The organism is Shewanella oncorhynchi (assembly GCF_012584455.1).
Taxonomy (GTDB): Bacteria; Pseudomonadota; Gammaproteobacteria; order Enterobacterales; family Shewanellaceae; genus Shewanella; species Shewanella oncorhynchi.
Map to the genome: position 1 here is coordinate 138,791 of NZ_JABAEB010000010.1, position 21,606 is coordinate 160,396.

Annotated in this window: 21 protein-coding genes and 1 pseudogene; 9 read left to right on the forward strand and 13 right to left on the reverse strand. The window is 46.0% G+C overall.

Annotated elements, in window-relative coordinates:
• Positions 1 to 110: 110 nt before the first annotated feature.
• From HGO26_RS16390 to HGO26_RS16405, 4 genes and pseudogenes are all read right to left on the reverse strand, one after another.
• A pseudogene (locus HGO26_RS16390) lies at positions 111 to 356 on the reverse strand (LysR substrate-binding domain-containing protein); the annotation flags it as partial.
• The gene (locus HGO26_RS16395; protein ID WP_168826545.1) at positions 357 to 1,664 is read right to left on the reverse strand and encodes a type II toxin-antitoxin system HipA family toxin; all 1,308 of its coding nucleotides are present in this window, start codon (positions 1,662 to 1,664) and stop codon (positions 357 to 359) included.
• Positions 1,664 to 1,930, reverse strand: coding sequence for a helix-turn-helix domain-containing protein (locus HGO26_RS16400; protein WP_168826547.1), 267 nt, complete (start codon positions 1,928 to 1,930; stop codon positions 1,664 to 1,666). The genes HGO26_RS16395 and HGO26_RS16400 overlap by 1 nt, the downstream gene beginning before the upstream one ends.
• Before the next feature lie 293 nt (positions 1,931 to 2,223).
• Positions 2,224 to 3,120, reverse strand: coding sequence for a LysR family transcriptional regulator (locus HGO26_RS16405; protein ID WP_168826549.1), 897 nt, complete (start codon positions 3,118 to 3,120; stop codon positions 2,224 to 2,226).
• Between the two features lie 295 nt (positions 3,121 to 3,415).
• Here HGO26_RS16405 and yjjG point away from each other — a divergent pair, with 295 nt between their 5' ends.
• Complete coding sequence (gene yjjG, locus HGO26_RS16410) at positions 3,416 to 4,096, forward strand: pyrimidine 5'-nucleotidase (RefSeq protein ID WP_131523988.1); 681 nt, start codon at positions 3,416 to 3,418, stop codon at positions 4,094 to 4,096.
• Between the two features lie 148 nt (positions 4,097 to 4,244).
• Here yjjG and HGO26_RS16415 read toward each other — a convergent pair whose 3' ends face one another.
• On the reverse strand, positions 4,245 to 5,108 hold the full coding sequence (locus tag HGO26_RS16415) for a YicC/YloC family endoribonuclease (protein WP_006086670.1): 864 nt from the start codon (positions 5,106 to 5,108) through the stop codon (positions 4,245 to 4,247).
• A 209-nt stretch (positions 5,109 to 5,317) separates the two neighbouring features.
• On the opposite strand from HGO26_RS16415, the gene rph reads away from it, so the two are divergent.
• Positions 5,318 to 6,031 carry a ribonuclease PH gene (gene rph, locus HGO26_RS16420; protein ID WP_006079862.1) on the forward strand — a complete coding sequence of 238 codons (714 nt, stop codon included), beginning with the start codon at positions 5,318 to 5,320 and terminating at the stop codon, positions 6,029 to 6,031.
• Positions 6,032 to 6,194: 163 nt separating this feature from the next.
• Positions 6,195 to 6,836, forward strand: a complete 642-nt coding sequence (pyrE, locus tag HGO26_RS16425; RefSeq protein WP_006079863.1) for an orotate phosphoribosyltransferase — start codon at positions 6,195 to 6,197, stop codon at positions 6,834 to 6,836.
• Between the two features lie 226 nt (positions 6,837 to 7,062).
• Here the strand turns inward: pyrE and folE are convergent, their stop codons facing one another.
• The 5 genes from folE to coaBC form a co-directional block, all read right to left on the reverse strand.
• A complete protein-coding gene (folE, locus tag HGO26_RS16430; protein WP_006079864.1) occupies positions 7,063 to 7,713 on the reverse strand; it encodes a GTP cyclohydrolase I FolE in 651 nt (216 codons plus the stop codon).
• Between the two features lie 270 nt (positions 7,714 to 7,983).
• Positions 7,984 to 9,972 carry an alpha/beta hydrolase family protein gene (locus HGO26_RS16435; protein WP_168826551.1) on the reverse strand — a complete coding sequence of 663 codons (1,989 nt, stop codon included), beginning with the start codon at positions 9,970 to 9,972 and terminating at the stop codon, positions 7,984 to 7,986.
• Positions 9,973 to 10,107: 135 nt separating this feature from the next.
• Positions 10,108 to 10,701, reverse strand: a complete 594-nt coding sequence (gene slmA / locus HGO26_RS16440) for a nucleoid occlusion factor SlmA (RefSeq protein WP_113941097.1) — start codon at positions 10,699 to 10,701, stop codon at positions 10,108 to 10,110.
• 34 nt (positions 10,702 to 10,735) lie between these two features.
• Entirely contained in the window at positions 10,736 to 11,194 is a 459-nt protein-coding gene (gene dut / locus HGO26_RS16445) for a dUTP diphosphatase (RefSeq protein ID WP_168826554.1), read from the reverse strand.
• Positions 11,191 to 12,414, reverse strand: a complete 1,224-nt coding sequence (gene coaBC / locus HGO26_RS16450; RefSeq protein WP_168826592.1) for a bifunctional phosphopantothenoylcysteine decarboxylase/phosphopantothenate--cysteine ligase CoaBC — start codon at positions 12,412 to 12,414, stop codon at positions 11,191 to 11,193. Before coaBC ends, dut begins: the two co-directional genes overlap by 4 nt.
• 122 nt (positions 12,415 to 12,536) lie before the next feature.
• Between coaBC and radC the strand changes: the two genes are divergently transcribed.
• From radC to HGO26_RS16475, 5 genes are all read left to right on the forward strand, one after another.
• A complete protein-coding gene (radC, locus tag HGO26_RS16455) occupies positions 12,537 to 13,214 on the forward strand; it encodes a RadC family protein (RefSeq protein WP_113941095.1) in 678 nt (225 codons plus the stop codon).
• Between the two features lie 121 nt (positions 13,215 to 13,335).
• Positions 13,336 to 13,572 (forward strand): 50S ribosomal protein L28, encoded by a 237-nt coding sequence (gene rpmB / locus HGO26_RS16460; protein WP_006079870.1) that lies wholly within the window; start codon positions 13,336 to 13,338, stop codon positions 13,570 to 13,572.
• Between the two features lie 6 nt (positions 13,573 to 13,578).
• Positions 13,579 to 13,752, forward strand: coding sequence for a 50S ribosomal protein L33 (rpmG, locus tag HGO26_RS16465; protein ID WP_006079871.1), 174 nt, complete (start codon positions 13,579 to 13,581; stop codon positions 13,750 to 13,752).
• Between the two features lie 323 nt (positions 13,753 to 14,075).
• Positions 14,076 to 15,395: an amino-acid N-acetyltransferase gene (gene argA / locus HGO26_RS16470; RefSeq protein WP_105251176.1), complete on the forward strand. Its 1,320-nt coding sequence runs from the start codon at positions 14,076 to 14,078 to the stop codon at positions 15,393 to 15,395.
• A gap of 119 nt (positions 15,396 to 15,514) precedes the next feature.
• Entirely contained in the window at positions 15,515 to 16,033 is a 519-nt protein-coding gene (locus tag HGO26_RS16475) for a PH domain-containing protein (protein WP_168826556.1), read from the forward strand.
• 49 nt (positions 16,034 to 16,082) lie between these two features.
• Here the strand turns inward: HGO26_RS16475 and rarD are convergent, their stop codons facing one another.
• Both rarD and HGO26_RS16485 read right to left on the reverse strand, forming a co-directional pair.
• Positions 16,083 to 16,967, reverse strand: a complete 885-nt coding sequence (rarD, locus tag HGO26_RS16480; protein ID WP_168826557.1) for an EamA family transporter RarD — start codon at positions 16,965 to 16,967, stop codon at positions 16,083 to 16,085.
• A gap of 205 nt (positions 16,968 to 17,172) precedes the next feature.
• On the reverse strand, positions 17,173 to 17,637 hold the full coding sequence (locus HGO26_RS16485; protein ID WP_113941090.1) for a thioesterase family protein: 465 nt from the start codon (positions 17,635 to 17,637) through the stop codon (positions 17,173 to 17,175).
• A 285-nt stretch (positions 17,638 to 17,922) separates the two neighbouring features.
• Between HGO26_RS16485 and recQ the strand changes: the two genes are divergently transcribed.
• Complete coding sequence (recQ, locus tag HGO26_RS16490; protein ID WP_168826560.1) at positions 17,923 to 19,746, forward strand: DNA helicase RecQ; 1,824 nt, start codon at positions 17,923 to 17,925, stop codon at positions 19,744 to 19,746.
• Here the strand turns inward: recQ and HGO26_RS16495 are convergent.
• Positions 19,728 to 21,509, reverse strand: coding sequence for a diguanylate cyclase domain-containing protein (locus tag HGO26_RS16495; protein WP_168826569.1), 1,782 nt, complete (start codon positions 21,507 to 21,509; stop codon positions 19,728 to 19,730). The two genes, recQ and HGO26_RS16495, sit on opposite strands and share 19 nt — an antisense overlap.
• Positions 21,510 to 21,606: the final 97 nt, after the last annotated feature.

Here is a 21,606-nt window from a genome sequence, read left to right on the forward strand (position 1 = left end):
TTAACGTGCTGCTTTATTTGATTTAAGTCCATTTTAAGTTAGTCTTTTTTCGCTTTGTGTTTGTATTCGTCATAACCCTTTTTTAAAGCCGTTTTTATCGTTAACCCTATCTAATCATTGCCCAATCTCTTTACTAACAACTCCATCAAAAACTCAATTAATACACTCACCTTAGTCGGCAAATATTTCCGCTGCGGATAAACCGCATAAATGCCATGTTCGGGGAGGGGATGGTCTGAGAGCAAGGCTTGTAGGCGGCTTGCTTGTAAGTCGGCGTCGATCATGAAACAGGGTAGGTTGGCTATGCCTACACCATCGAGTGTGGCTTGGTGGATGGCATCACTATTTGAGCGCTGTTATAGCAGTCGCCTTACCCTATGCTCTAACCCGTTCAGGATGCTGTGCTGGATATGTGGGGGGAAATCATCTGGCAGTTGCGCTTGTATCCGTTGGATAACCATAGGCGTTTTTTCAACAAACTCCTCAAGAAGCTCGTTCATGGCTTGTTGACTAAAGCCGACTCGATTTGCCGTAGCGAGAAAATGGCGGGGAAAGATTTGTTCAATCTGGTATTTTTTCCCTTTAGTGGCTGTCAGTCCCATGGCCAGTTTCGCATCGCGGATGTTAAGTCCTGTACCACCCAGCACTGGATAAACGGAGATGATGTCGTAGAGTGGGGTAAGCTCGTATTTTCCTTCGGGCCTGATAAATAGCGAAAAGTTTTTAGCGTGGCCGTCTGTCGCCGCCAGTAACCAAAATAACACTTGTGCTTTCATGAAGATGCGCCGATCTCTTTCTGGGGCAAGCGATCCCATCAATACGTACATTATCTCGCTAATGCCTGGTCCCTCTTGGTTCTCGTATTTCCTCGCTGAGGGGATATTGAGGGTTTGGCAAAAATCTTCCTGTGGTAGACGCATCAGCCAACTATTGTCCGCTGCGTAGCGGCGATCGAAGCGTTCAACAGCGAGCGCCTTGATATTCCCAACCTTAAGGATTTCGCAATCGGGAACTGGTAAACCATATTCTCGAGCAATAGACATGCACAGGTACTCGTTTTCGACACTGTCCGATAGATCTAAGGTGTGGGAATGGGTGACTATCTGGCCGATAGGGAGTTTGATTATGTGACTGGTTGGCGTTGAACCATGGGGTAAACACCACTGACCATCATATTTCAGCAGGGCGGTTTTTTCCTGTGCTCCAGCAACTGAGATCCGAAAATCGTCATATTCTTCGAGCATGCCTAATGGGATCTTGGATTGGTAACCTGCTAAGACCCGTACTAGGGCTGCGTCATCAAGTGGTTCACATTCAATTTTTTTAATGTCTTCGGGTTCAATACCTTGTGGTACCAGTTGCAAGGCTCCGACACTATCTTGGCCGACTTTCGTCAGTAAATCGAATGGTTGGGTTGAACTAGCTTGATAGCGTGCGAGGATACGCTGGCGAATTTCCGGTGAGTCAGGCAGTAAGTTATCAAAGAAGTTATAAACTTCATTGCCCTGATAATGGCGTTGGCGTAGAGGCATAGACAACGATATGGGGCGATTTCCTGGAATAGTCAGCCAGTCGCTATTGTATTGAAATCGATGGGCTCCTGTCTCTTCTTTAGAGAAAGTACCGACTAGAAAGCCATTCATATAAACGTCAAGTGCTGCCATTACCACTCCTGAGCCCATTGTTTATTGTTAGATGGGCCTGTATCACTGTCACTCGCGTTGCGAGGTTTGAGTTCTATTTCGAGTTCGAGGGCTGATAAGAGTTTGAAAAATGTATCAAGTTTAGTGCTGTCGGGATTCTGTTCGAAGTTGGAAATTGTGCCTTGGCGTAAGCCAATTTTCTCACCAATTTTTGCCTGGGAGAGTCCCTGTGATTGGCGAACATCTTGTATATAAGCGCTAAGCTGTTTGGTTGTGGTGATCTTCATCTTGAATTCCCATTATTTCCCAATACGCTTTAAAGTATAAACATAACTTAACACGCTATAGCGTATAGTCAATGTTTAAGACGTTACAGCGTATAATTTGTTTGTATACGTTGTAGCGTATAAATAGTGGCTAAAAATGCAAGTGTAGTCTTGATTAAAAACATAAATCGGATTGTTCAAATGATCCGCTTTCAGCCGCTCGAGAGAGTCAGTCTGATGGTCTCTGGTCTATTGTTTATTTTTCATAGGGGGTGAAAGGGAGTTGTCCTTCCTCATTACTGACAAGTGAAAATTTACCCTAACTTGCCACTCGCCAGCTTCTCTATCAAAAATTCAATCAATACACTCACCTTAGTCGGCAAATGTTTTCGCTGTGGATAAACCGCGTAAATGTCATGTTCGGGGAGGGGATGATCTGTGAGCAAGGCTTGTAGGCGGCCTGCTTGTAAGTCGGTGTCGACCATGAAATGGGGCAGGTTGGCTATGCCTAAACCATCGAGTGTGGCTTGGTAGATGGCATCACTATTGTTGACTTGATAGTTACCGTTCGGCTGGATACGAGTTGGGCCCTGCGGGCTTAAGAAGGTCCATTCAACACCATCACGAAAATATGAGTAGAACAAACAGTTATGTTGGCTGAGTTGCTGCGGCGTTTGTGGCGCAGCGTGGCGAGCAATATATTCGGGTGAGGCGCAAATCACACTTAAACAAGGGGCAACTTTACGGGCAATCAGGCTTGAATCTGGCAGTTCGCCGATGCGAATCGCCAGATCGAATCCGCCAGCAATTAAATCGGTTGTCTTATCATCCATCTGCATTTGTAGCTGTATTTTCGGATAACGGCGTAGAAACTCGGGGATTAAAGGGGCGATATGTAAGCGCCCAAATACCATAGGAACTGCGATGCGCAGACTGCCCTTAGGCGCTTGTTGTAGCTCAGAAATGGCGTCCAAGCCGTCTGCTGCGAGTTTAACGGCAGGACGAACATAGTCAAAATAGCGGGCGCCCGCTTCGGTAAGGCTTAAGCTGCGAGTGGTACGGTGCAAAAGTTGAATACCCAGACTTTGTTCTAATAGGGTAATGCGTTTACTCACCGCCGATTTACTCAGTCCAAGCTTTTGACTTGCAAGCGAAAAGCTACCGCATTCCACGACCGTGACAAAGATAGGTAATGCCGAAAAGTGCTCCATGGTGTCCTTAGATTATCGCGTTCCCCTGCCATTATTGTTGATGATACCTCAACAGTCAGTTTTTATTATCGTGGTTATCATCGCCCTTGATGCAAGGTAGACTAATGCACTTGCTGATTGCGGGTGTTGACTGTGAAGCCTAGTTATTTTCGCGCTCATCGCTCATGTTTATCGCTTATCTTGATTACTGCTAGGTAGTTAGCCACAGTGTTGCCGCAATCGCCGATGTACCATTCTCGATGCCACTGAACGGCATGGGATGGGTCTTAGCTATTTTGTCAGAAAGAGAGTTCCTATGTCCTTGCCTTACCAATGGATTTTGTTCGATGCCGATGAAACCCTATTTTATTTCGATGCCTTAAAAGGGCTTAAATTGATGTTTAGTGAGTTTGGGGTCGATTTTACCCAAGCCGATTTTGATGAGTATCAGTTAGTTAACAAACCACTTTGGGTTGATTATCAAGATGGCAAGATAACTGCCGCCGAGTTACAAACCATACGTTTCGAGCCTTGGGCTGCCAAATTATCTGTCACGGCCATGACACTCAATAGCGCTTTTTTATCGGCAATGGCCGAAATTTGTTCACCGCTACCTGGTGCCCGCGAGTTATTAGCCGCGCTCCAAGGTAAGGCCAAATTAGGCATCATCACTAACGGTTTCACTGAGCTACAAACCGTGCGATTAGAGCGTACAGGCTTACAGCATCATTTTGATATTTTAGTGATTTCAGAAAAAGTCGGCATAGCCAAACCTGATGTTGGCATCTTCGAACATGCTTTCGAACTCATGGGCCATCCTGAGCGCGATGCTGTGCTCATGGTCGGTGATAACCCGCATTCAGATATCCAAGGCGGCATCAATGCAGGTATTCATACTTGTTGGTATAACGTCCACGGCCACGATGTACCCGCCGGTATCGCCCCGCACTATCAAGTGAGCTCGCACCAAGAGCTGCAAAAAATCCTGTTACCGTAAGCGGCTTATCACTGAGCCTAGTTCAGCACTTCGCACTCGATATTTTTGGCTAAGAGTGAGTGCTTTAACTGATATTCCCTCAGTGCCATAAAATACAAAAAGCCCTTAAATTAAGGGCTTTTTGGTATCTAAAACGCGTTAACTATCATTACTCAACGTTTTGGATCTGCTCGCGCATTTGCTCAATCAGCACTTTAAGTTCAACTGCGGCTGAAGTGATTTCAGTGCTGATGGATTTAGAGGCGAGTGTGTTCGATTCGCGGTTGAATTCCTGCATCATAAAATCTAAACGGCGACCTTCGCTGCCGCCTTTTTTGAGGATACGGCGAGCTTCGGCTACATGGGCTTCGAGTCTGTCCATTTCTTCGGCGACATCTTGTTTCTGAGCCAGAAGCACCATTTCTTGCTCGATGCGGGCTGGGTCGAGTTCACCTTTGATTTCTGCAAGGCGGTTGGTGAGCTTTTCGCGTTGATACAGCATTACCGTTGGCATGTGCTCGCGTACGACGGCGATTTGCTCGCTGACTCCGTCTAAGCGGCTTAACAGCATGTCTTTGATGGCTTCACCTTCACGGCCACGGGCTTCGATGAATTGATCTATGGCTGAGTCGAAGGCTGTCATCAGATCTGCGCCGATGGCATCCATATCTTGTTCACCGCTCGCTAGTACGCCCGGCCAGCGCAGGATGTCGGTCAGATTGACATCGCCTTGTCCCGCTTCTTGCTTGAGCCAAGTGGCGGCGCCTAATAACTGTTTTGCTAGCGCTTGATTCAACTGCAGCTCGTTATTGCTGTTGTCTGCCAACTCGTAGCGCAAATTGACTTCAACTTTGCCGCGGCTTAAACGTTTACGAAGGCGGTCGCGCAGTACGGGTTCGAAGCTGCGGAATTGCTCGGGTAAACGTAGGTAAGTTTCGAGATAACGTTGATTGACTGAGCGAATTTCCCAGGAGGCAGTGCCCCATTGTGCTTTGTGCTCGATGCGAGCGTAGGCTGTCATGCTTTGGATCATGGGTTGTCCTAATGGTGTAATCGTCATAATGAGAGGCGATTATAGAGTCAATGGCTTTAGGATTAAAGGCATACCGCCAATAGCGACCGGGATTAGGTGTTTGTGTGATGAGTTTGCCAGAGAATCACCCTAAGCATGGCATCCTAAGGCTCAAGCCCTTATAATATGCAGCCAAAATCGGTCAATGACTCAGAATACAGGAATCTCGCATGCGTCCAAGTAACAGAACGCCAGCACAAACTCGTCCCATCACTATCACTCGCCAGTTTACGGCCCATGCCGAAGGTTCTGTGTTAGTGGAATTTGGCGAAACGAAAGTGCTTTGTACCGCCAGTTTTACTGAAGGTGTGCCACGTTTCCTTAAAGGTCAGGGTCAAGGCTGGGTGACGGCGGAATACGGCATGTTGCCACGTTCGACCCATAGCCGTATGGATCGTGAAGCCGCTCGCGGTAAGCAATCTGGCCGTACGCAAGAAATTCAACGTCTTATCGGTCGTGCCCTACGCGCCTGTGTGGATATGAAAGCCCTAGGCGAAAACACTATCGTGATCGACTGTGATGTGATCCAAGCTGACGGTGGCACACGCACTGCCTCTATCACTGGCGCCTGTGTGGCCTTAGTGGATGCGTTGAACTGGGCGCGTGGTAAAGGCATCATTAAATCTAACCCGCTGAAATTCCTTATCGCTGCTGTCAGCGTCGGTATTTACAAGGGTGAAGCGATAAGCGATCTAGAATATATCGAAGACAGCGCCGCTGAAACTGACATGAACGTGGTGATGACAGAAACGGGCAAGATCATCGAAATTCAAGGCACCGCCGAAGGCGAGCCATTCAGCCACGAAGAATTACTTGAACTGTTGGCATTGGCGAAGAACAGTATTCGTGAAATCGTCGATGTGCAGAAAGCCGCACTGAACTAATATTGTGGTGATGAAAAAGCCCCGTCATGTTATAGAGTGCGGGGCTTTTTATTAACTGCAGCTTTTTATCTGCAGCAAGATGCTAGTGTAGTGCAAGCCCTGTACCGAATAAAAATTACCAATAATAAAAAACCAATAAAAGACAAAGTCGTAAGGAGATATTGTGAAAGCTTATCAACGTGAGTTTATTGAATTTGCCCTAGAACGTCAGGTGTTGCGATTTGGCGAATTTACCCTTAAATCGGGCCGTATCAGTCCTTATTTCTTCAATGCGGGTTTGTTCAATACTGGCCGTGATTTAGCGCGTCTGGGCCGTTTTTATGCCGCTGCGTTAGTGGATTCAGGTATTGATTACGACTTGCTGTTTGGCCCTGCTTACAAAGGTATTCCGATTGCGACCACTACAGCAGTTGCCCTGTGTGAACACCACGATATCGATATCCCTTACTGCTTTAACCGCAAAGAGAAAAAAGATCACGGCGAAGGTGGCAGCTTAGTCGGAAGCGAGCTGAAAGGCCGCGTTATGTTGGTGGATGATGTGATCACCGCAGGTACTGCAATTCGTGAGTCGATGGAAATCATCGAAGCCCATAAGGCACAATTAGCCGGTGTGTTGATTGCTTTAGACAGGCAAGAGAAAGGCAAGGGCGAGTTATCGGCCATCCAAGAAGTTGAGCGTGATTTTGGTTGTGGCATAGTGGCAATTATTAAACTCGCCGACCTAATCAGTTATCTGTCTGAAAAGCCAGGGATGGAAGTGCAACTTGCCGCCGTGAGCCAGTACCGCGAGCAATACGGGATTTAAGTCTAGTGTTTGGCCGCTGGTATTGATCAAGCGGCTATCGCAGGTTTGGTGAAATCAGTTAATCAGCCAGCATTGATCTTAGCTAGGTTGAGAAGGGTTTGATTGAGTGGGTATGAAAACAAAAAACGCTGCGATTCTATAGAAGGAATCGCAGCGTTTTTTTATTGAGCTGTATTGATTGCTATTGATTTCGACACGTTTTAAATAGCGTTAAGTTTCAATACATTTATTTGGACTGGTGCAAAAACTCGGCGCGGGTCGCGGGGTTAGATTTGAAAATACCACCCAGCGCTGTGGTAGTGGTCGAACTGGTGGAGTCCATCACGCCACGGGATTTTACACAGTAATGCACGGCATCCATTTTAACGGCAACGTCTTTGGTTTCGAGTAAGGTTTGCAGCGCGACTAACACTTGCTGAGTCAAACGCTCTTGTACCTGAGGGCGTTGAGCAAAGAAACGCACAATACGGTTAATCTTTGATAAACCAATGATTTTTTTGCGTGGTAGATAAGCTATGGTGGCTGTGCCATCGATCGTCACTAAATGGTGTTCGCAGGTGCTGGTGAGGCTAATGTCTTGCACTCGCACCATTTCATCGAAGCCCATCTTATTGTCGATAACCGTGATCTTAGGGAAGTTCGCATAATCTAAGCCGGAGAAGATTTCATCGACGTACATTTTAGCAATGCGGCGCGGCGTATCGGCAAGGCTATCGTCTGACAGATCCAATGACATTAATGTCAGGATTTCTTTCATATGATGTTCAATCTTGTCTTTACGTTCTTCACTGCTGTAAACGCTTGGGAGCATTGGGGTTTCAAGTCCACGTTCTAATAACGCGGCTTGTACTTTTACTGCTGCTTCACTTAATGCCATCTTATCCTCCACTACGTCGTAGCGGCTATAACAGAAAACCTATGCTGATCATCGTGTAGTACTAGGGCTGTTCAGCATCAGATACAAATTATTGTTATTCTCGCTAGGGCAAGAATAGGGGGAGGAGGATAGCGCGAATTGCAGACAATTCATACCGAAAAACGCGCATAGGCCATATGAAAAAGCCGATAGTCCTTATCGGATATCGGCTTTAAATCTGCCACTGCCAATCGAGTTTAGCCTAGTAGTGTCGGCAAGTTTGAGTCAATTCTAAAGTTTCAGATTGGTTTTTAGGAAACTGAGCATTTGTTCATAGTATTTCGCTCTATGCTCATCGTTATAAAAACCGTGGCCTTCATTGTCCATCACCAGTTTTTGGTAAGGATAATTGTGAGCTTTTAGGCCTTTTTCGAGGGATTCGAGTTGTTCAATTGGCGCTCGCTCATCTTCACCACCATGCACCAATAGTATGTTTGCTTTGAGTTTATCGACGTTTTCAGAAGGAGACATTGCTTTAAGTACCGCTTTATCTTGGCCAAGCACATCCTTGAGATAGCTAGTACCAGAACGGCTGTTGGCGACATCGCCTTCATTAAACATCAATTCAAGATCATATACGCCAGCTACACCTATGGCGCATTTAAACATATCTGGCGCAAGCACAGCGCTCTGCAAGGCGCTGTACCCACCAAAACTGCCGCCAACAATACAGATGCGTTCCTTATCGGCAAAACCTTGGTCAATAACGTACTGGGTTGCGTCGATAATGTCGTGCTGAATATCTGAGCCCCATTTTTGATAGCCTGCGCGTTCAAATTGATCGCCATATCCACCTGAGCCACGGAAGTTGACCTGTAGAACGGCTATGCCTTGGCTTGCTAGAAATTGGTTTTGTGGGTCAAAGCCCCACCAGTCACGGATACCGTGTGGACCACCGTGTGGATTGACGACTAAGGGTAGGTTTTTAGCTTCTTTACCAAAGGGGAGCGTTAGATACCCATGGAGTTGTTTACCATCACGGCTGGTGAAACTGATGGGTTTAACATCAGCCATTTGCTCTGGGTCGAGCCATTTTTTAGCGGCGGCTAGATATTCAAGTTTTAGTTTTTTCGTATCAAATATGTAGTAATCGCCAGGGTTTCGATCGTTAAACGCAAGTACGACGAATTTTTCAGCATCTCGGGTTTCGCTAACAATTCGTACTTGGTGACCGGGGAGAGCACCCAGCAGATCTTTTAGCAATTTAGCGTGCGAATCCTCATTATCGACAAAGGCATAACTTGGGTAACCATTTTCAAACTCGACGGCGTAAAGTTGTTTATTGGTGCCGTTAATCCAAAAGTTGCTAGGGTCAACGTTTTCATCCTGAATGATTTCAGTTTTATCGCCCGTTTCGAGATTAATTTTATAAACCCCTAAGGTTTCACCTTGGGAGCGTCCCGCTGCATAAATCGTATTTTTGTCATCGGCAAAGGAGAGTGGTTTAAAGTCAGTTAGACCTAGGTTGAGTTTGTCAGTATTTATCCAGTTACCGTCTTTGCGATAGAAGACTTTAGTGATGTTTTGTTTGTCTTCACCTGCAACGAAGCGAACCTCTCCATCATGGTCTGTCATAAAGCGAGCTTGGCCAATAGGTGAGCCTGTGATGCGTTTGCGTGTGCCATTGAACAAGTCTACGCGATAGACATCTTGTGATAGTTCAAAGTCAAGATTGATCCTATCATTCCATGGAATAGCATTAACTAACATGTAGCGTTCATCATCTGGCAGAGGATCGAGGATAAATGCGCTTGCCCGCATAGGGGTGTTTTTCTTGATATTTGAACCTGTTTGTTGCTCGCCACTCTCGAAACCGAATAGATACGCTTTTCGTGAACCATCGGCATTTACCGCCATCAATTCACCGTAGTAGATAGGTGTGTCTTGCCAGCCTTTTAGGTATTCTTTTGCCAGTACCAGTCGCTCACTGTTGGCCCATTCATAGTCGCCGACTTGAGCATTACCGGGAAAACGTATCGCATTGAGGAGTTTTTTGGTTTGGGTATCTAAGACTAAGAGAACGTTTTTACCTTCGACACTTGTGATAGCGCTTAAGTATTTACCAGTAGGCGATATTTTTACATCCGAGTACTCATCACCTTTGCTGAATAACTGTGCTTGCGATAACGCATTCGCGTTGGAGCTATTGGCTGCAAAGGTAGATATTGGAAGTATTGGTAAGCAAAGTGTCGCCAACATGGCTAATCGGAAGAGTTTCATCTGACATCCTTGTAAAATCATTGTGTTTTTTGTTCTTAAAATGTTTTTCGAGGATAAAACAAAAGATGGAGCGAAACAAGGAAGGAATATCGAAAATAAAGGACGATAGTTACCGTCCTTTATGTTGAAAAATCATTAGCTTTGTAAAAGTTGGTGCTGGATAAAACGCCACTGTTCATCGAAGTGTGTCGTCGGTTTGAGTTTGAATTCACTTCGTACAAATTGGGCGATGCGGCCTTCGGCAAAGGCTAACAGTAAATTGGCTAATATGGCTTCGTCTAAGTTGAAGCCTTTACCTTCTCGTAGGGTTTTTTCCCGTAAAATTTGCTTTAACTGGGTTTCAATTTTGGCAAATAAGTTACCAATACGACTTCGCAGGCGTTCATTTTCACCGAGTAGAGCATCACCGTTGAGAACGCGGGAAATTCCTGGGTTACGCTCGGCAAAGATCAGCAGCAGTTGCAGTACCAACTGGCAGCGCTTCATGGTGTCTTTTTCGTCATCCATGATTAAATTGATGCGCGACAATAACGACTCTTCGATAAATTCGATTAGGCCTTCGAACATCCGCGCTTTACTCGGGAAGTGGCGATACAGTGCGGCTTCCGATACACCGACTTCTGAGGCCAGTTTCGCTGTGGTGATCCTTTGTCCTGGGTTGGTTTCTAGCATCTGCGCTAGACATTGCAGAATGTGTTCACGACGATTAATTTTTGGGCTTACAGCCATTGCAGTATCCTTGGCTCAATAACGACTTAGGGGATTATTTAGTGCCTGAATGGCCAAATCCGCCTTCACCACGGTCTGAGCTGTCGAACTCATCAACGAGTTTGAATTGTGCTTGTACCACAGGAACAAACACCAGTTGCGCGAGACGATCGCCCATTTCTAAGGTGAATGGACTGTCACCACGATTCCAACAAGATACCATTAAGGGGCCTTGGTAATCTGAATCTATGAGTCCGACTAGATTCCCCAGTACGATACCGTGTTTATGGCCCAGGCCTGAGCGCGGTAAAATCACCGCTGCAAGTCCTGGGTCGGCCACATGAATGGCAATCCCCGTTGGAATAAGCACGGTTTCACCCGGTGCTATGGTCAAAGTCGTGTCGATCATGGCACGAAGATCCATGCCTGCACTGCCCGGCGTGGCGTAGGCAGGTAAAGGAAATTCTGAGCCGATACGGGAGTCGAGAATTTTTAATTCAATCGGTGTTTTCATGTATTTGTTTTTTCTTTCACTATCAACGAAAGTAATTGCCGTGCCAGCGTGAGTTTGTCAGTGGCGGGCAAATCTTGGCTACCTTGCGGCCAGAACACTCGCAGGGCATTGGCATCGGCATTAAAGCCAATACCTGCAACGGAAACGTCGTTTGCGGCGATCATGTTCAAGTTTTTACGTTTGAGCTTATCGCGGGCGTAGGTTTCTACATCATGGGTTTCTGCGGCGAATCCCACCACAAAAGGACGGTTAGGTAAGCTCGCAACCGTGGCTAAGATATCAGGATTCCTCACCAGCGCAAGTTGCATTTCTTCTGCCGATTTTTTGATCTTACAGGTGGCGATGTCGCTAATTCGATAGTCAGCAACGGCGGCGCAACCAATAAAAATATCTTTTTTATCAACGTTATCCATCACAGCATCGAGCATATTTTTCGCCGATTCAACATCGATGCGGGTCACGCCTTCTGGGGTGCTTAGATTCACTGGGCCAGAGACTAAGGTGACTGCTGCACCCATATCTGCCGCGGCTTTGGCGAGTGCAAAGCCCATTTTTCCAGAACTGTGATTTGAAATGTATCTGACGGGATCAATTGCTTCACGGGTTGGTCCGGCGGTGATCAGCACCGACTGTCCTGCGAGTGGCTTAAATTCAACGGCGTCAGGGGTGGCAAAAAATTGTGTAGCCAGTTCCGCTATGTCTAATGGCTCTAACATACGACCAGGGCCGACTTCACCACAGGCCTGACTGCCACTGGCGGGGCCCCAAAGTGTAAAACCACGTGATGCGAGGCTAGTTAAATTCGCTTGTGTAGCCAGATTACGGTACATCTGCTGATTCATTGCTGGACACAGGGCAATTGGCGCCTCAGTGGCAAGACATGTGGTGGTGATTAGCTCATCGGCCATGCCTGCATTAATCCGCGCCAATAGGTTTGCGGTTGCAGGGGCGATGATGACGAGATCTGCCCAACGAGCAAGTTCTATATGACCCATGGCTGCTTCTGCTGCGGGGTCGAGCAAGCTAGATGCCACTGGATGTCCAGACAACGCTTGCAGCGTCAGAGGCGTGATAAATTCCATCGCACTTTGGCTCATCACCACGCGCACATCAAAACCACGCTCCTTCAAGCGACGTACTAAATCAGCACTTTTATAGGCCGCAATACCGCCGCCAATGCCCAGCAGGACGTTTTTATTTGTCAGACTCACAGACATCATCCGAGATAGAAATAATGCCGGCAACAATATCACAAAGCGGTGAATTTTAGTGACTATCCCAGTTCAAAAAATCTCGTCCATACTCAGTAAAGTGAAAATATGTGAGATGACAGGGAGGTCACATGGGGATTAAAGATTGGCCTGAGGGCGAAGGTCCCAGAGATAAACTGTTACAAAAAGGAGCTGCGCATCTCTCGGATGCTGAATTACTGGCAGTATTGCTGCGTAACGGTTTAGCTGGATTAAACGCGGTTGACCTTGCTAGGTCGCTTATTTGCGAGTTTGGCGGCCTCAGAAACCTGCTCTGTGCCCCAAGAAATCAGGTGTGTCGACTTCCGGGCGTAGGACCTGTAAAATACGCCCAGCTTCAAGCTGCGGCCGAATTAGCGCGGCGTGTAGCGCAGGAAAATCTGCAAAGAGGTCAGGTTTTGACAAATCCCGATTTAACTCGGGACTATTTAATGCGACAATTGGCCGATCGCTCCTATGAAGTGTTCGCAGTTTTACTGCTGGATAGCCAGCATAGAGTGATTCAATTTGTCGAATTATTCCGCGGCACAATAGACTCAGCCTCAGTATATCCACGTGAAGTGGTGAGCTTAGTGCTGGAGAAAAAGGCCGCAGCAGTTATAGTTTGTCATAATCATCCGTCTGGTATTGCCGAGCCCAGTCAGGCTGACCGACGAATAACTGAGCGATTAAAAAATGCGTTAGCAACCATAGACGTATCCTTATTGGACCATATGGTTGTAGGTGATCGAGAGATAGTTTCTTTTGCAGAACGAGGCTGGATTAATTAATCTAACACTTGATCTTCACTCTGTGATCGTGTATAAAATGCGCCCTCTTTGTGCCTCGGGCGACGGCCATACGAGGCACATTAATGCTCGAGCGTTAAAATTGTTTTTGGAGAAGATTGACATGTCAAGAGTATGCCAAGTTACTGGCAAGAAGCCGATGGTTGGTAACAACCGTTCGCATGCAAAAAACGCGACCCGTCGTCGTTTTTTACCTAACCTACAAAACCACCGTTTTTGGTTAGAAGAAGAAAAGCGTTTCGTACAGTTACGTGTATCTACTAAAGGTATCCGTCTGATCGACAAAAAAGGTATCGAAGTTGTTGTTGCTGAACTTCGTGCCCGTGGCGAGAAGGTATAATAGATCATGGCTAAAGCTAAAGGTAATCGTGAGAAGATCAAATTAGTTTCTACAGCTAAGACTGGTCACTTCTACACAACTGAAAAAAACAAGCGTAACATGCCTGAAAAAATGGAAATCAAAAAATTTGATCCAGTTATTCGTCAGCACGTTATCTACAAAGAAGCCAAAATCAAGTAATCCTTGGTTAGTGTTTCGAGAAAAGCCCCTTATTTAAGGGGCTTTTTTTTGCACTTTTTTTAGTGGCTAGTCATCAAGTTGAGATAATTGCCTCGCAAACTTAAGCAACTGAATCATCCCCTGTGAAGTTAAAAAAGTGTGAACACTTGCTGAAAATATAAAACAGTGCGGTTCTAAGCACTTTAAATCATTAAATCTGCACTTTAGTGAGAATAAATTCTTTATATGTGAATTAAAATGCAATACCATACGCGAAAGTTAGCGATTCATTCCTGGTGTGTCATAGTGACGCTGCCAGCTCAAAAATGAGGTGTAAATAACGCGTGCGTACCACTGAACTGGTTGATGGATTTCGTCATTCTGCCCCCTATGTTAATGCTCACAGAGGTAAAACTTTTGTGGTCATGCTTGGCGGTGAAGCTTTGGCTCAAAATCAATTCCGCGCCATCTTAAATGATGTCGCCCTGCTGCACAGTTTAGGGATCAAAGTGGTGTTGGTATATGGCGCTAGGCCGCAGATTGATGCTGCATTAGCCGCCAACGGTATTGCGCCTGCCTACCACGACGGTGTGCGTATCACGGATGAAGATTCGCTCAAAGTGATTAAGCAAGTTGCGGGTGCACTGCAATTCGATATCACAGCGCGTTTATCCATGAGTTTAAGTAATACGCCGATGCAAGGTGCGCAAATTAACTTAGTGAGCGGCAACTTTGTGATTGCTCAACCACTGGGTGTGGATAATGGTGTGGATTTTTGCCTGAGTGGCAAAGTGCGTCGTATTGATGTGCAAGGCTTAAAACGTCAGTTAGATAATCACTGCATCGTATTGATGGGGCCGATTGCGGCTTCGGTTACTGGTGAAAGCTTTAATCTCACCGCTGAGGAAATCGCGACTCAAGTGGCAATTAAGCTTAAAGCAGACAAGATGATCGGCTTTAGCTCACAGAACGGTATTCTCGATCGTAATGGCGATGTAATTGCCGAGTTGATGCCAAATGATGCGCAAAACATCATGAACAAGCTGGCCGAGCAAGGGTCTGCTTGTGTTGGCACTATGGCGTTTCTCAAAGCCAGTATCGATGCTTGCCGCAATGGTGTGCCACGTTGTCATTTAGTTAGCTACCTTGAAGATGGTGCTTTACTACAAGAGCTGTTTTCCCGCGAAGGGATTGGTACACAAATCGTCACTGAGAGTGCTGAGCGTTTACGCTGTGCGTCGATCGCCGATATTGGCGGTGTGTTGAACCTTATCCGTCCATTGGAGGAACAAGGCATTCTGGTGCGTCGTAGTCGTGAGCAGCTTGAGATTGAAATCGAACAGTTCATGTTGATTGAGCGCGACGGTTTAGTGATTGGTTGCGCTGCGCTCTATCCTTTTGAAGAGGACAATGCGGGTGAGTTTGCTTGTTTGGTGGTGCATCCCGATTATCGCGATGCCGATAGAGGGAGCTTACTGCTGAAGAACATTATCAATCAGGCTAGAAACCGTGGTTATTCACGCTTGTTTGCATTGACAACTCGGAGCATTCACTGGTTCTTAGAGCATGGTTTTGTGATTGAAGATGTTGAAGCACTGCCACAGAAGAAGAAGCAGTTGTATAACTATCAACGCCGCTCAAAAATTCTTGCGCTCGATCTTTAAGCCGTTCTAAATTAATCCAATCAATGCCAGCCTAGTACTCATATTAGCGCTGGCATTTTTATTGACATAATATGTCTTTATTGGCAGATTAAGACTTCACTGCACGGGAGATACTGCCAATGAGTCCTCAATTTTTTGAACTCGCCCCTTTAACCCAAACCTCTATCTTTAGCTTTATCGTCTTATTGCTCGGTTTAGCGGGTATCTTGCTGATGTTATGGCTAAAAAATATGCCTAAGATAGCGAAATCGGCGAGTGTAGGTATATTGCTGGTGATGATGGGCGGATTTTCTTGGGTCTTCTATCAATCGAATAGCGCCGAATTAGTGTTAACCGATACAGAGCTCACAGTGGATGTTCCCTTCTATAAAGTGCAGTTATCCCGCGTGGATTTATTGCCCGCCGAGGCACGCATAGTCGATTTGCAGCAAGAGGCAGATTTAACGCCGAGATTTAAAACCAACGGTATAGGCATGCCAGGATTTCAATTGGGTTGGTTTAATCTACAAGGGAAAGGCAGGGCATTTTTGGCGATAACAGATAAATCGCAGTTAGTGTTAGTGCCAACGACTAAAGGCTACAGTTTATTACTGACAGTACCGCAAGGGAGTGAGTTTTTAGCACAATTACAGAAGTAACCATCATATGTCATCACTTCTGCCACTGTGTTTATCGGTGTGATAATGCTTACGCCGTTTTGCGTTTATAGGCCATATCTAAGGTAAAGACGAGCAGCGCGCTCCAGATAAATCCGAAGGTCACGCCTTTTTCGGCATCGAAGGGCTCATTGAATAGACTCACCGCGAGGATAAACATAATACTCGGGCCAATATATTGGAAAAAGCCGAGCATAGACAATGGAATACGTACCGCTGCCCCTGCAAAACACAGTAAAGGAATGGTAGTCACTATCCCAGCCGCCATTAACATCAGATTCAGTTGCCAATCATTAGTCAGCATGCTCGCTGTGGCTGTGTCTAAGGTTGCGAGGAGATAAATCAGCGCTACCGGTAATAACACTGCGGTTTCGACCAATAATCCGGCCTTAGCATCCACATTGACCTTTTTTCGCAGTAGCGCATAGAAACCAAAGGTGCCCGCGAGTGCCAGTGAGACGATGGGAATTGAGCCAAAAGAGATTAACTGGATCAATACGCCAGCGCTGGCGAGTGAAACTGCAAACCATTGCAGTTTACGCAATCTTTCGCCTAGAAATAACATACCGAGTAAGACGTTGAGTAAAGGATTGATGAAGTAACCTAGGCTGGCATCGAGCATGTGATCGTTATTTACCGCCCAGATAAATAGTAGCCAGTTTCCCGCGATTAATATGGAAGTAATGGTGAGAACCATCAACTGTTTAGGCTGTTTAAACAGTAAGCGTAAGCGAGAAAAACCGCCGATAAACTGCATCATGATCAGCATAAACACGAATGACCAAATCACTCGATGGAGCAAAATTTCGGTGGCGGAAACATGGTTGAGTAATTTGAAATATAAAGGCGCAAAACCCCACATACAGTAAGCACTGACGGCAAGTAGGATCCCTTTGCGGTATTCAAGATTTGGCATGAGACATCTTCGAAGAACAACAAGGTGGCGATTGTAGGTGTGTCTGACCGCTGACTCAAGGGATTCGCCGCGTTCTTTTCGTTACAGAATATCTCCACAAAAAATTGAATGGGCGATTAAAGTCAGTAAACATCCTGTTGATCAAGACGTTTACCTTAGTCAGTTTTGAGCCCTAAGGCAGTAATACACATCTAAATTTAACCGCCTAACCCACCATATAAGTCCCTGTTCCAAAAGCGATATGCGTGCCTTGCTCATTATGTAGTTCCATACGGCATACTGATACTCGATTACCCGCACGAATGACGCTGCCCGTCCCCGTAAAGGTGAGGCCGCGTCCCGGCCGCAGATAATCGACGCGCATATCAATCGTCCCTAAAGTTTGGAGGCGTTGTTGTAATTCTTCAATCGTCCAATCTTCACGGCTTGCGACCAGTCCTGCAAATGCGGTAAGTCCGCCGACCACATCTAGTACTGTAGCTGTGACACCGCCGTGGAGGATTTGCTGGTGGATATTGCCAATAAGTTCAGGTTTCATATTGATGACCACTTCGACACCGTCGACATCGTAGCGTTTAATATCGAGCCCGAGCAGATTATGAAAAGGGACATGTTGATCAAATACTGCTGCGACTCTTCTCAAAGCTTCGGCTTGGATTGGGCTGGTCATTTTGGGGTCCTTGTCACTGAGTGACGGTATTAGGCGTAATTGGATTTGTTATCAACACTTAGATTAACAAAGTGCGGCTTAGAGCAATTAATCTACAGTGAAGCGTGCGCAGAATGCAACTTAAGCCAGATTGAAGATAAATTGGCTATGGGCATTATGGTTAGTTGAGGGAGGGCGATCTTAGTCGATGACATTTATCCAGAATGGGTTTACGACAAGATGGCGCAAGACAGGAGCGGTTCAGTCCTTTAGAATAGGCCCCCTCACTTTTGACATAGAAGATCCATGGAAAAGCTCGTACTCGACACGCATGATGATCCGCTCTCGCAACGCCTCGCACAGGTGTTTGGTTACCGTGACTTTAGGGACGGTCAGCGGGAGGTGATAGAACGTGTCTGCGGCGGGCAAGATTGCTTAGTGATCATGCCGACTGGCGGCGGTAAGAGTCTGTGCTATCAGTTACCCGCCTTGATGATGAATGGCATCACTATTGTCGTCTCCCCATTGATTTCTTTGATGAAAGATCAAGTCGATAGCTTATTGCAAACCGGTGTTGCTGCGGCTTATCTGAATTCTTCTTTGCCGCGCGAGCAGAGTGCCGAAGTATTAAGGCAGCTACGCCACGGTGAGTTAAAACTGCTTTATGTGTCACCTGAGCGCTTATTAACCGCTGATTTTATTGAGCGTATGCAGTCTCTCCAGCTGGCGATGTTTGCCATCGATGAGGCGCATTGTATCAGTCAGTGGGGTCATGATTTTCGCCCTGAATATGCGGCGCTCGGCCAGTTAAAGCAACTCTTCCCCTATGTGCCTATGATGGCGCTGACCGCAACAGCAGATCAGGCGACTCGACAGAGTATTTGTGAGCGGCTCGGTATTGAACCGTTCCGTTTACTTTCAAGTTTCGATCGGCCCAATATTCGCTATACAGTCGCTGAAAAGCTTAATGCAGCTAATCAGTTACGACATTTTTTAACGCAGCAGAATGGCACTAACGGCATTATTTATTGCAGCAGCCGTCGCCGTGTCGATGAAGTGGCTGACCGTTTATGCCTGCAAGGTTTTAATGCCAAGGCCTATCATGCGGGAATGACGCAGGAAGACCGTGGTGCAGTACAGGATAGTTTCCTTAAAGATCAAATCGATATTGTGGTTGCTACTGTGGCTTTCGGTATGGGGATTAATAAGTCAAATGTGCGCTTTGTGGTGCATTACGATATCCCGAAAAGTATCGAAGCCTATTATCAGGAAACGGGCCGAGCAGGACGTGATGGGCTCGATGCAGAAGCTTTTATGTTGTTCGATCCCGCCGATATTGGTCGGGTGCGACATTTGATTGAACAGTCCGAGCCAGGGCCGCAGCAACAGGTCGAATTCCACAAACTTAATACTATGGCCGCCTTTGCTGAGGCGCAGACCTGTCGCCGCCAAGTGTTGCTGCATTACTTTGATGAGAGTGCATTAGAGCCCTGTGGTAACTGCGACATTTGCCTCGACCCGCCTAAGCGTTATAACGGCACCGAAGATGCGCAGAAGGTGTTGTCATGTATTTTCCGTTTAGGCCAGCGTTTTGGTATCAATCATTTAATTGAAGTGTTGCGCGGTTCGAAAGGTGCGCCGATAGTCGATCGAGGGCATGACAAACTCACGACTTGGGGGATTGGTAAAGACAAGAGCCATGAATATTGGTTGAGTGTGATCCGTCAACTCATTCATCTGGGACTGGCGAGTCAAGATGTGACTCGCGGTTCATCTATTACCCTAAACCCATCGGCACGGCCTGTTCTCAAAGGTGACGTAGCGTTAATGCTCGCCGAACCGCGTATTCAGTTAACAACCACAAAACGTAAGGCGAGTCAGTCTAAAGCACCGTTGAATTATGACCGTAAGTTGTTCGCACGGTTGAAGTTATTGCGTAGAACCATTGCCGAGCAACAGGATGTGCCGCCGTATTTAGTCTTTAACGACGCTACCCTCGCAGAAATGGCCGCCATGATGCCAACGAGCGCGGGGGAAATGCTCGCCGTCAACGGGGTTGGCGAGCGTAAACTGAGTCGTTTCGGTGACGCTTTTCTCGATGAAATCGCGGCTTATTTAGCGGGAGAATAATGGTTTGGATTATTCTCATTGACTTTAACCTTGCCCAATTGATTGATACTGGCTCGCTTAATTAAAGACTCTAACGTATCAAACTGTTGCATCGCCGCTATACCAATATTGACCTTACTTGAACCCTGCCAAGGCTGAATGCAAGCAACTAACTGACTAACGACTCTTTTAGCACCAGTTGCCGAGGTATGCGGCAGGATAATGATAATTTCATCCATAGAATATCGGATTAACTTATCTTGCTCCCGTAGTCTGTGTTGCAGCTCATCCTGTAAGAGAGGTAGGTCAACTTGACGGATCTGACTCGCATTAAACAATAATAAAGACAGCGGATAATTACCTTGTTTGGCACTGTTTAATGTTGATGTGACTTGTTGGAGCAGCGTTTCCGCAGGTTCATTACCTTCAATATGTGGGGCACGATTATTCTGTTTATCAATTAAATACCAAATAGCTCCGCCCAATAATGCCATTGCGATTAAGAACAGTGTGCTATAGGCCCAATCGACATTTAGCTCTTGTAGGATTGAATCTTTTTCTAGCGCAGTGCTATTTGGCTCCTGCTGCAGATCTTGTTGATTTAGACGGGCCTTAAACTGCAATATCCGAGCATTATTCATCGCTTGATTGGTGAGCTCGGCCGCTCGATAACGTTTGAGCAAGAAAGAATAGGCTTGTTTAAAATCCCCTTTTTCTAAGTAGTGATCGCTCATGATCCCGTAAAACCCTTTGAGATCTGAGTATTGTTTTAGGTTTTCAGCTTGCTCAATAGCGTGATTCATGAGGATTAAAGCGGCATCTTCTTGATGCTGAGCAAAACGAATTTGGGCGAGTAGGCGAGTTGAACGCATTGTCGCTAATTGTTGATTTTGTTTTTTAAACGTATTAATCGCGATAGAAAGATATTCTTCGGCATTATCGATGCGGCCTTTATCGAGCGCGATTGAGGCCAAAATGGCATAACTGTAGGCGAGTTCAAGTGGCGAACCGAGCTCAGGTAAAAGCGCTTTAGCTTGTTGTTCGAGTTTATCACTGTAATCAAACTCTTGATTATCAAGCGCTATCCGAGCTGCATTGCGTAAAATAAAGTGTAAAACTTTCCCTTTTGCATCGGCACTTTGTATACCTAAGTTGGTGTAATACATGGCTTGGGGGAAATCATGGGTGGCATAAAGTAAATTTCCCATCGCGGCATACACATAGGCTTGTGGTGGCCAAATCCAATTTTGGTTTTGAGTATGAATATCCGGATAAATATCAATCGCGAGGCGTAAATCTTCGATAGCAGAGGAGAAGTTATCAGTGTCAGTATCGAGTTGGCCACGTAAGCGTAAGGCATCGACTAAGGCTTGTGGTTGCTGGTAACGTCGCGCTAGGTTAATGGCTGAATCAAGCAAAGGTAGAGCATTTTGAACATTGTTATAGCTAAGGTTGGCATCGGCTTGGCAGATCAAAAAGTAAGGTCGTACTTGATCTAGCTTAAGTTGTTTAGCGTTTGCTTCGCCTAATTGAGCGACGTTGATAGCGGCTTCATTTTCCCCTATTTGTAGTAGGTTTTGGCATTTCAATACACTTAATCTGAGTCGATTGATATCTGAGCTTGCACTGGTCGCAAATTGTTTTTCTAACGCTGTTATTTGAGTGAGTGCTTTACTGGGATATTGGTAGACGAGTTCAGTGAGTTCATCTAATTGGTCTATAGCACTGGCCCCAAAGGGAAACAGCCATAACAACAGGCTCAGTACCAAGACGCGAAAATCCATTTTGTGCTCCATATAAAATGCGTAAGTTCTAATATCCCTAATCACTAAGGCGGGATTATAACTTTTCTTAATCGTTTTTTGCATAAAAAACTATTTT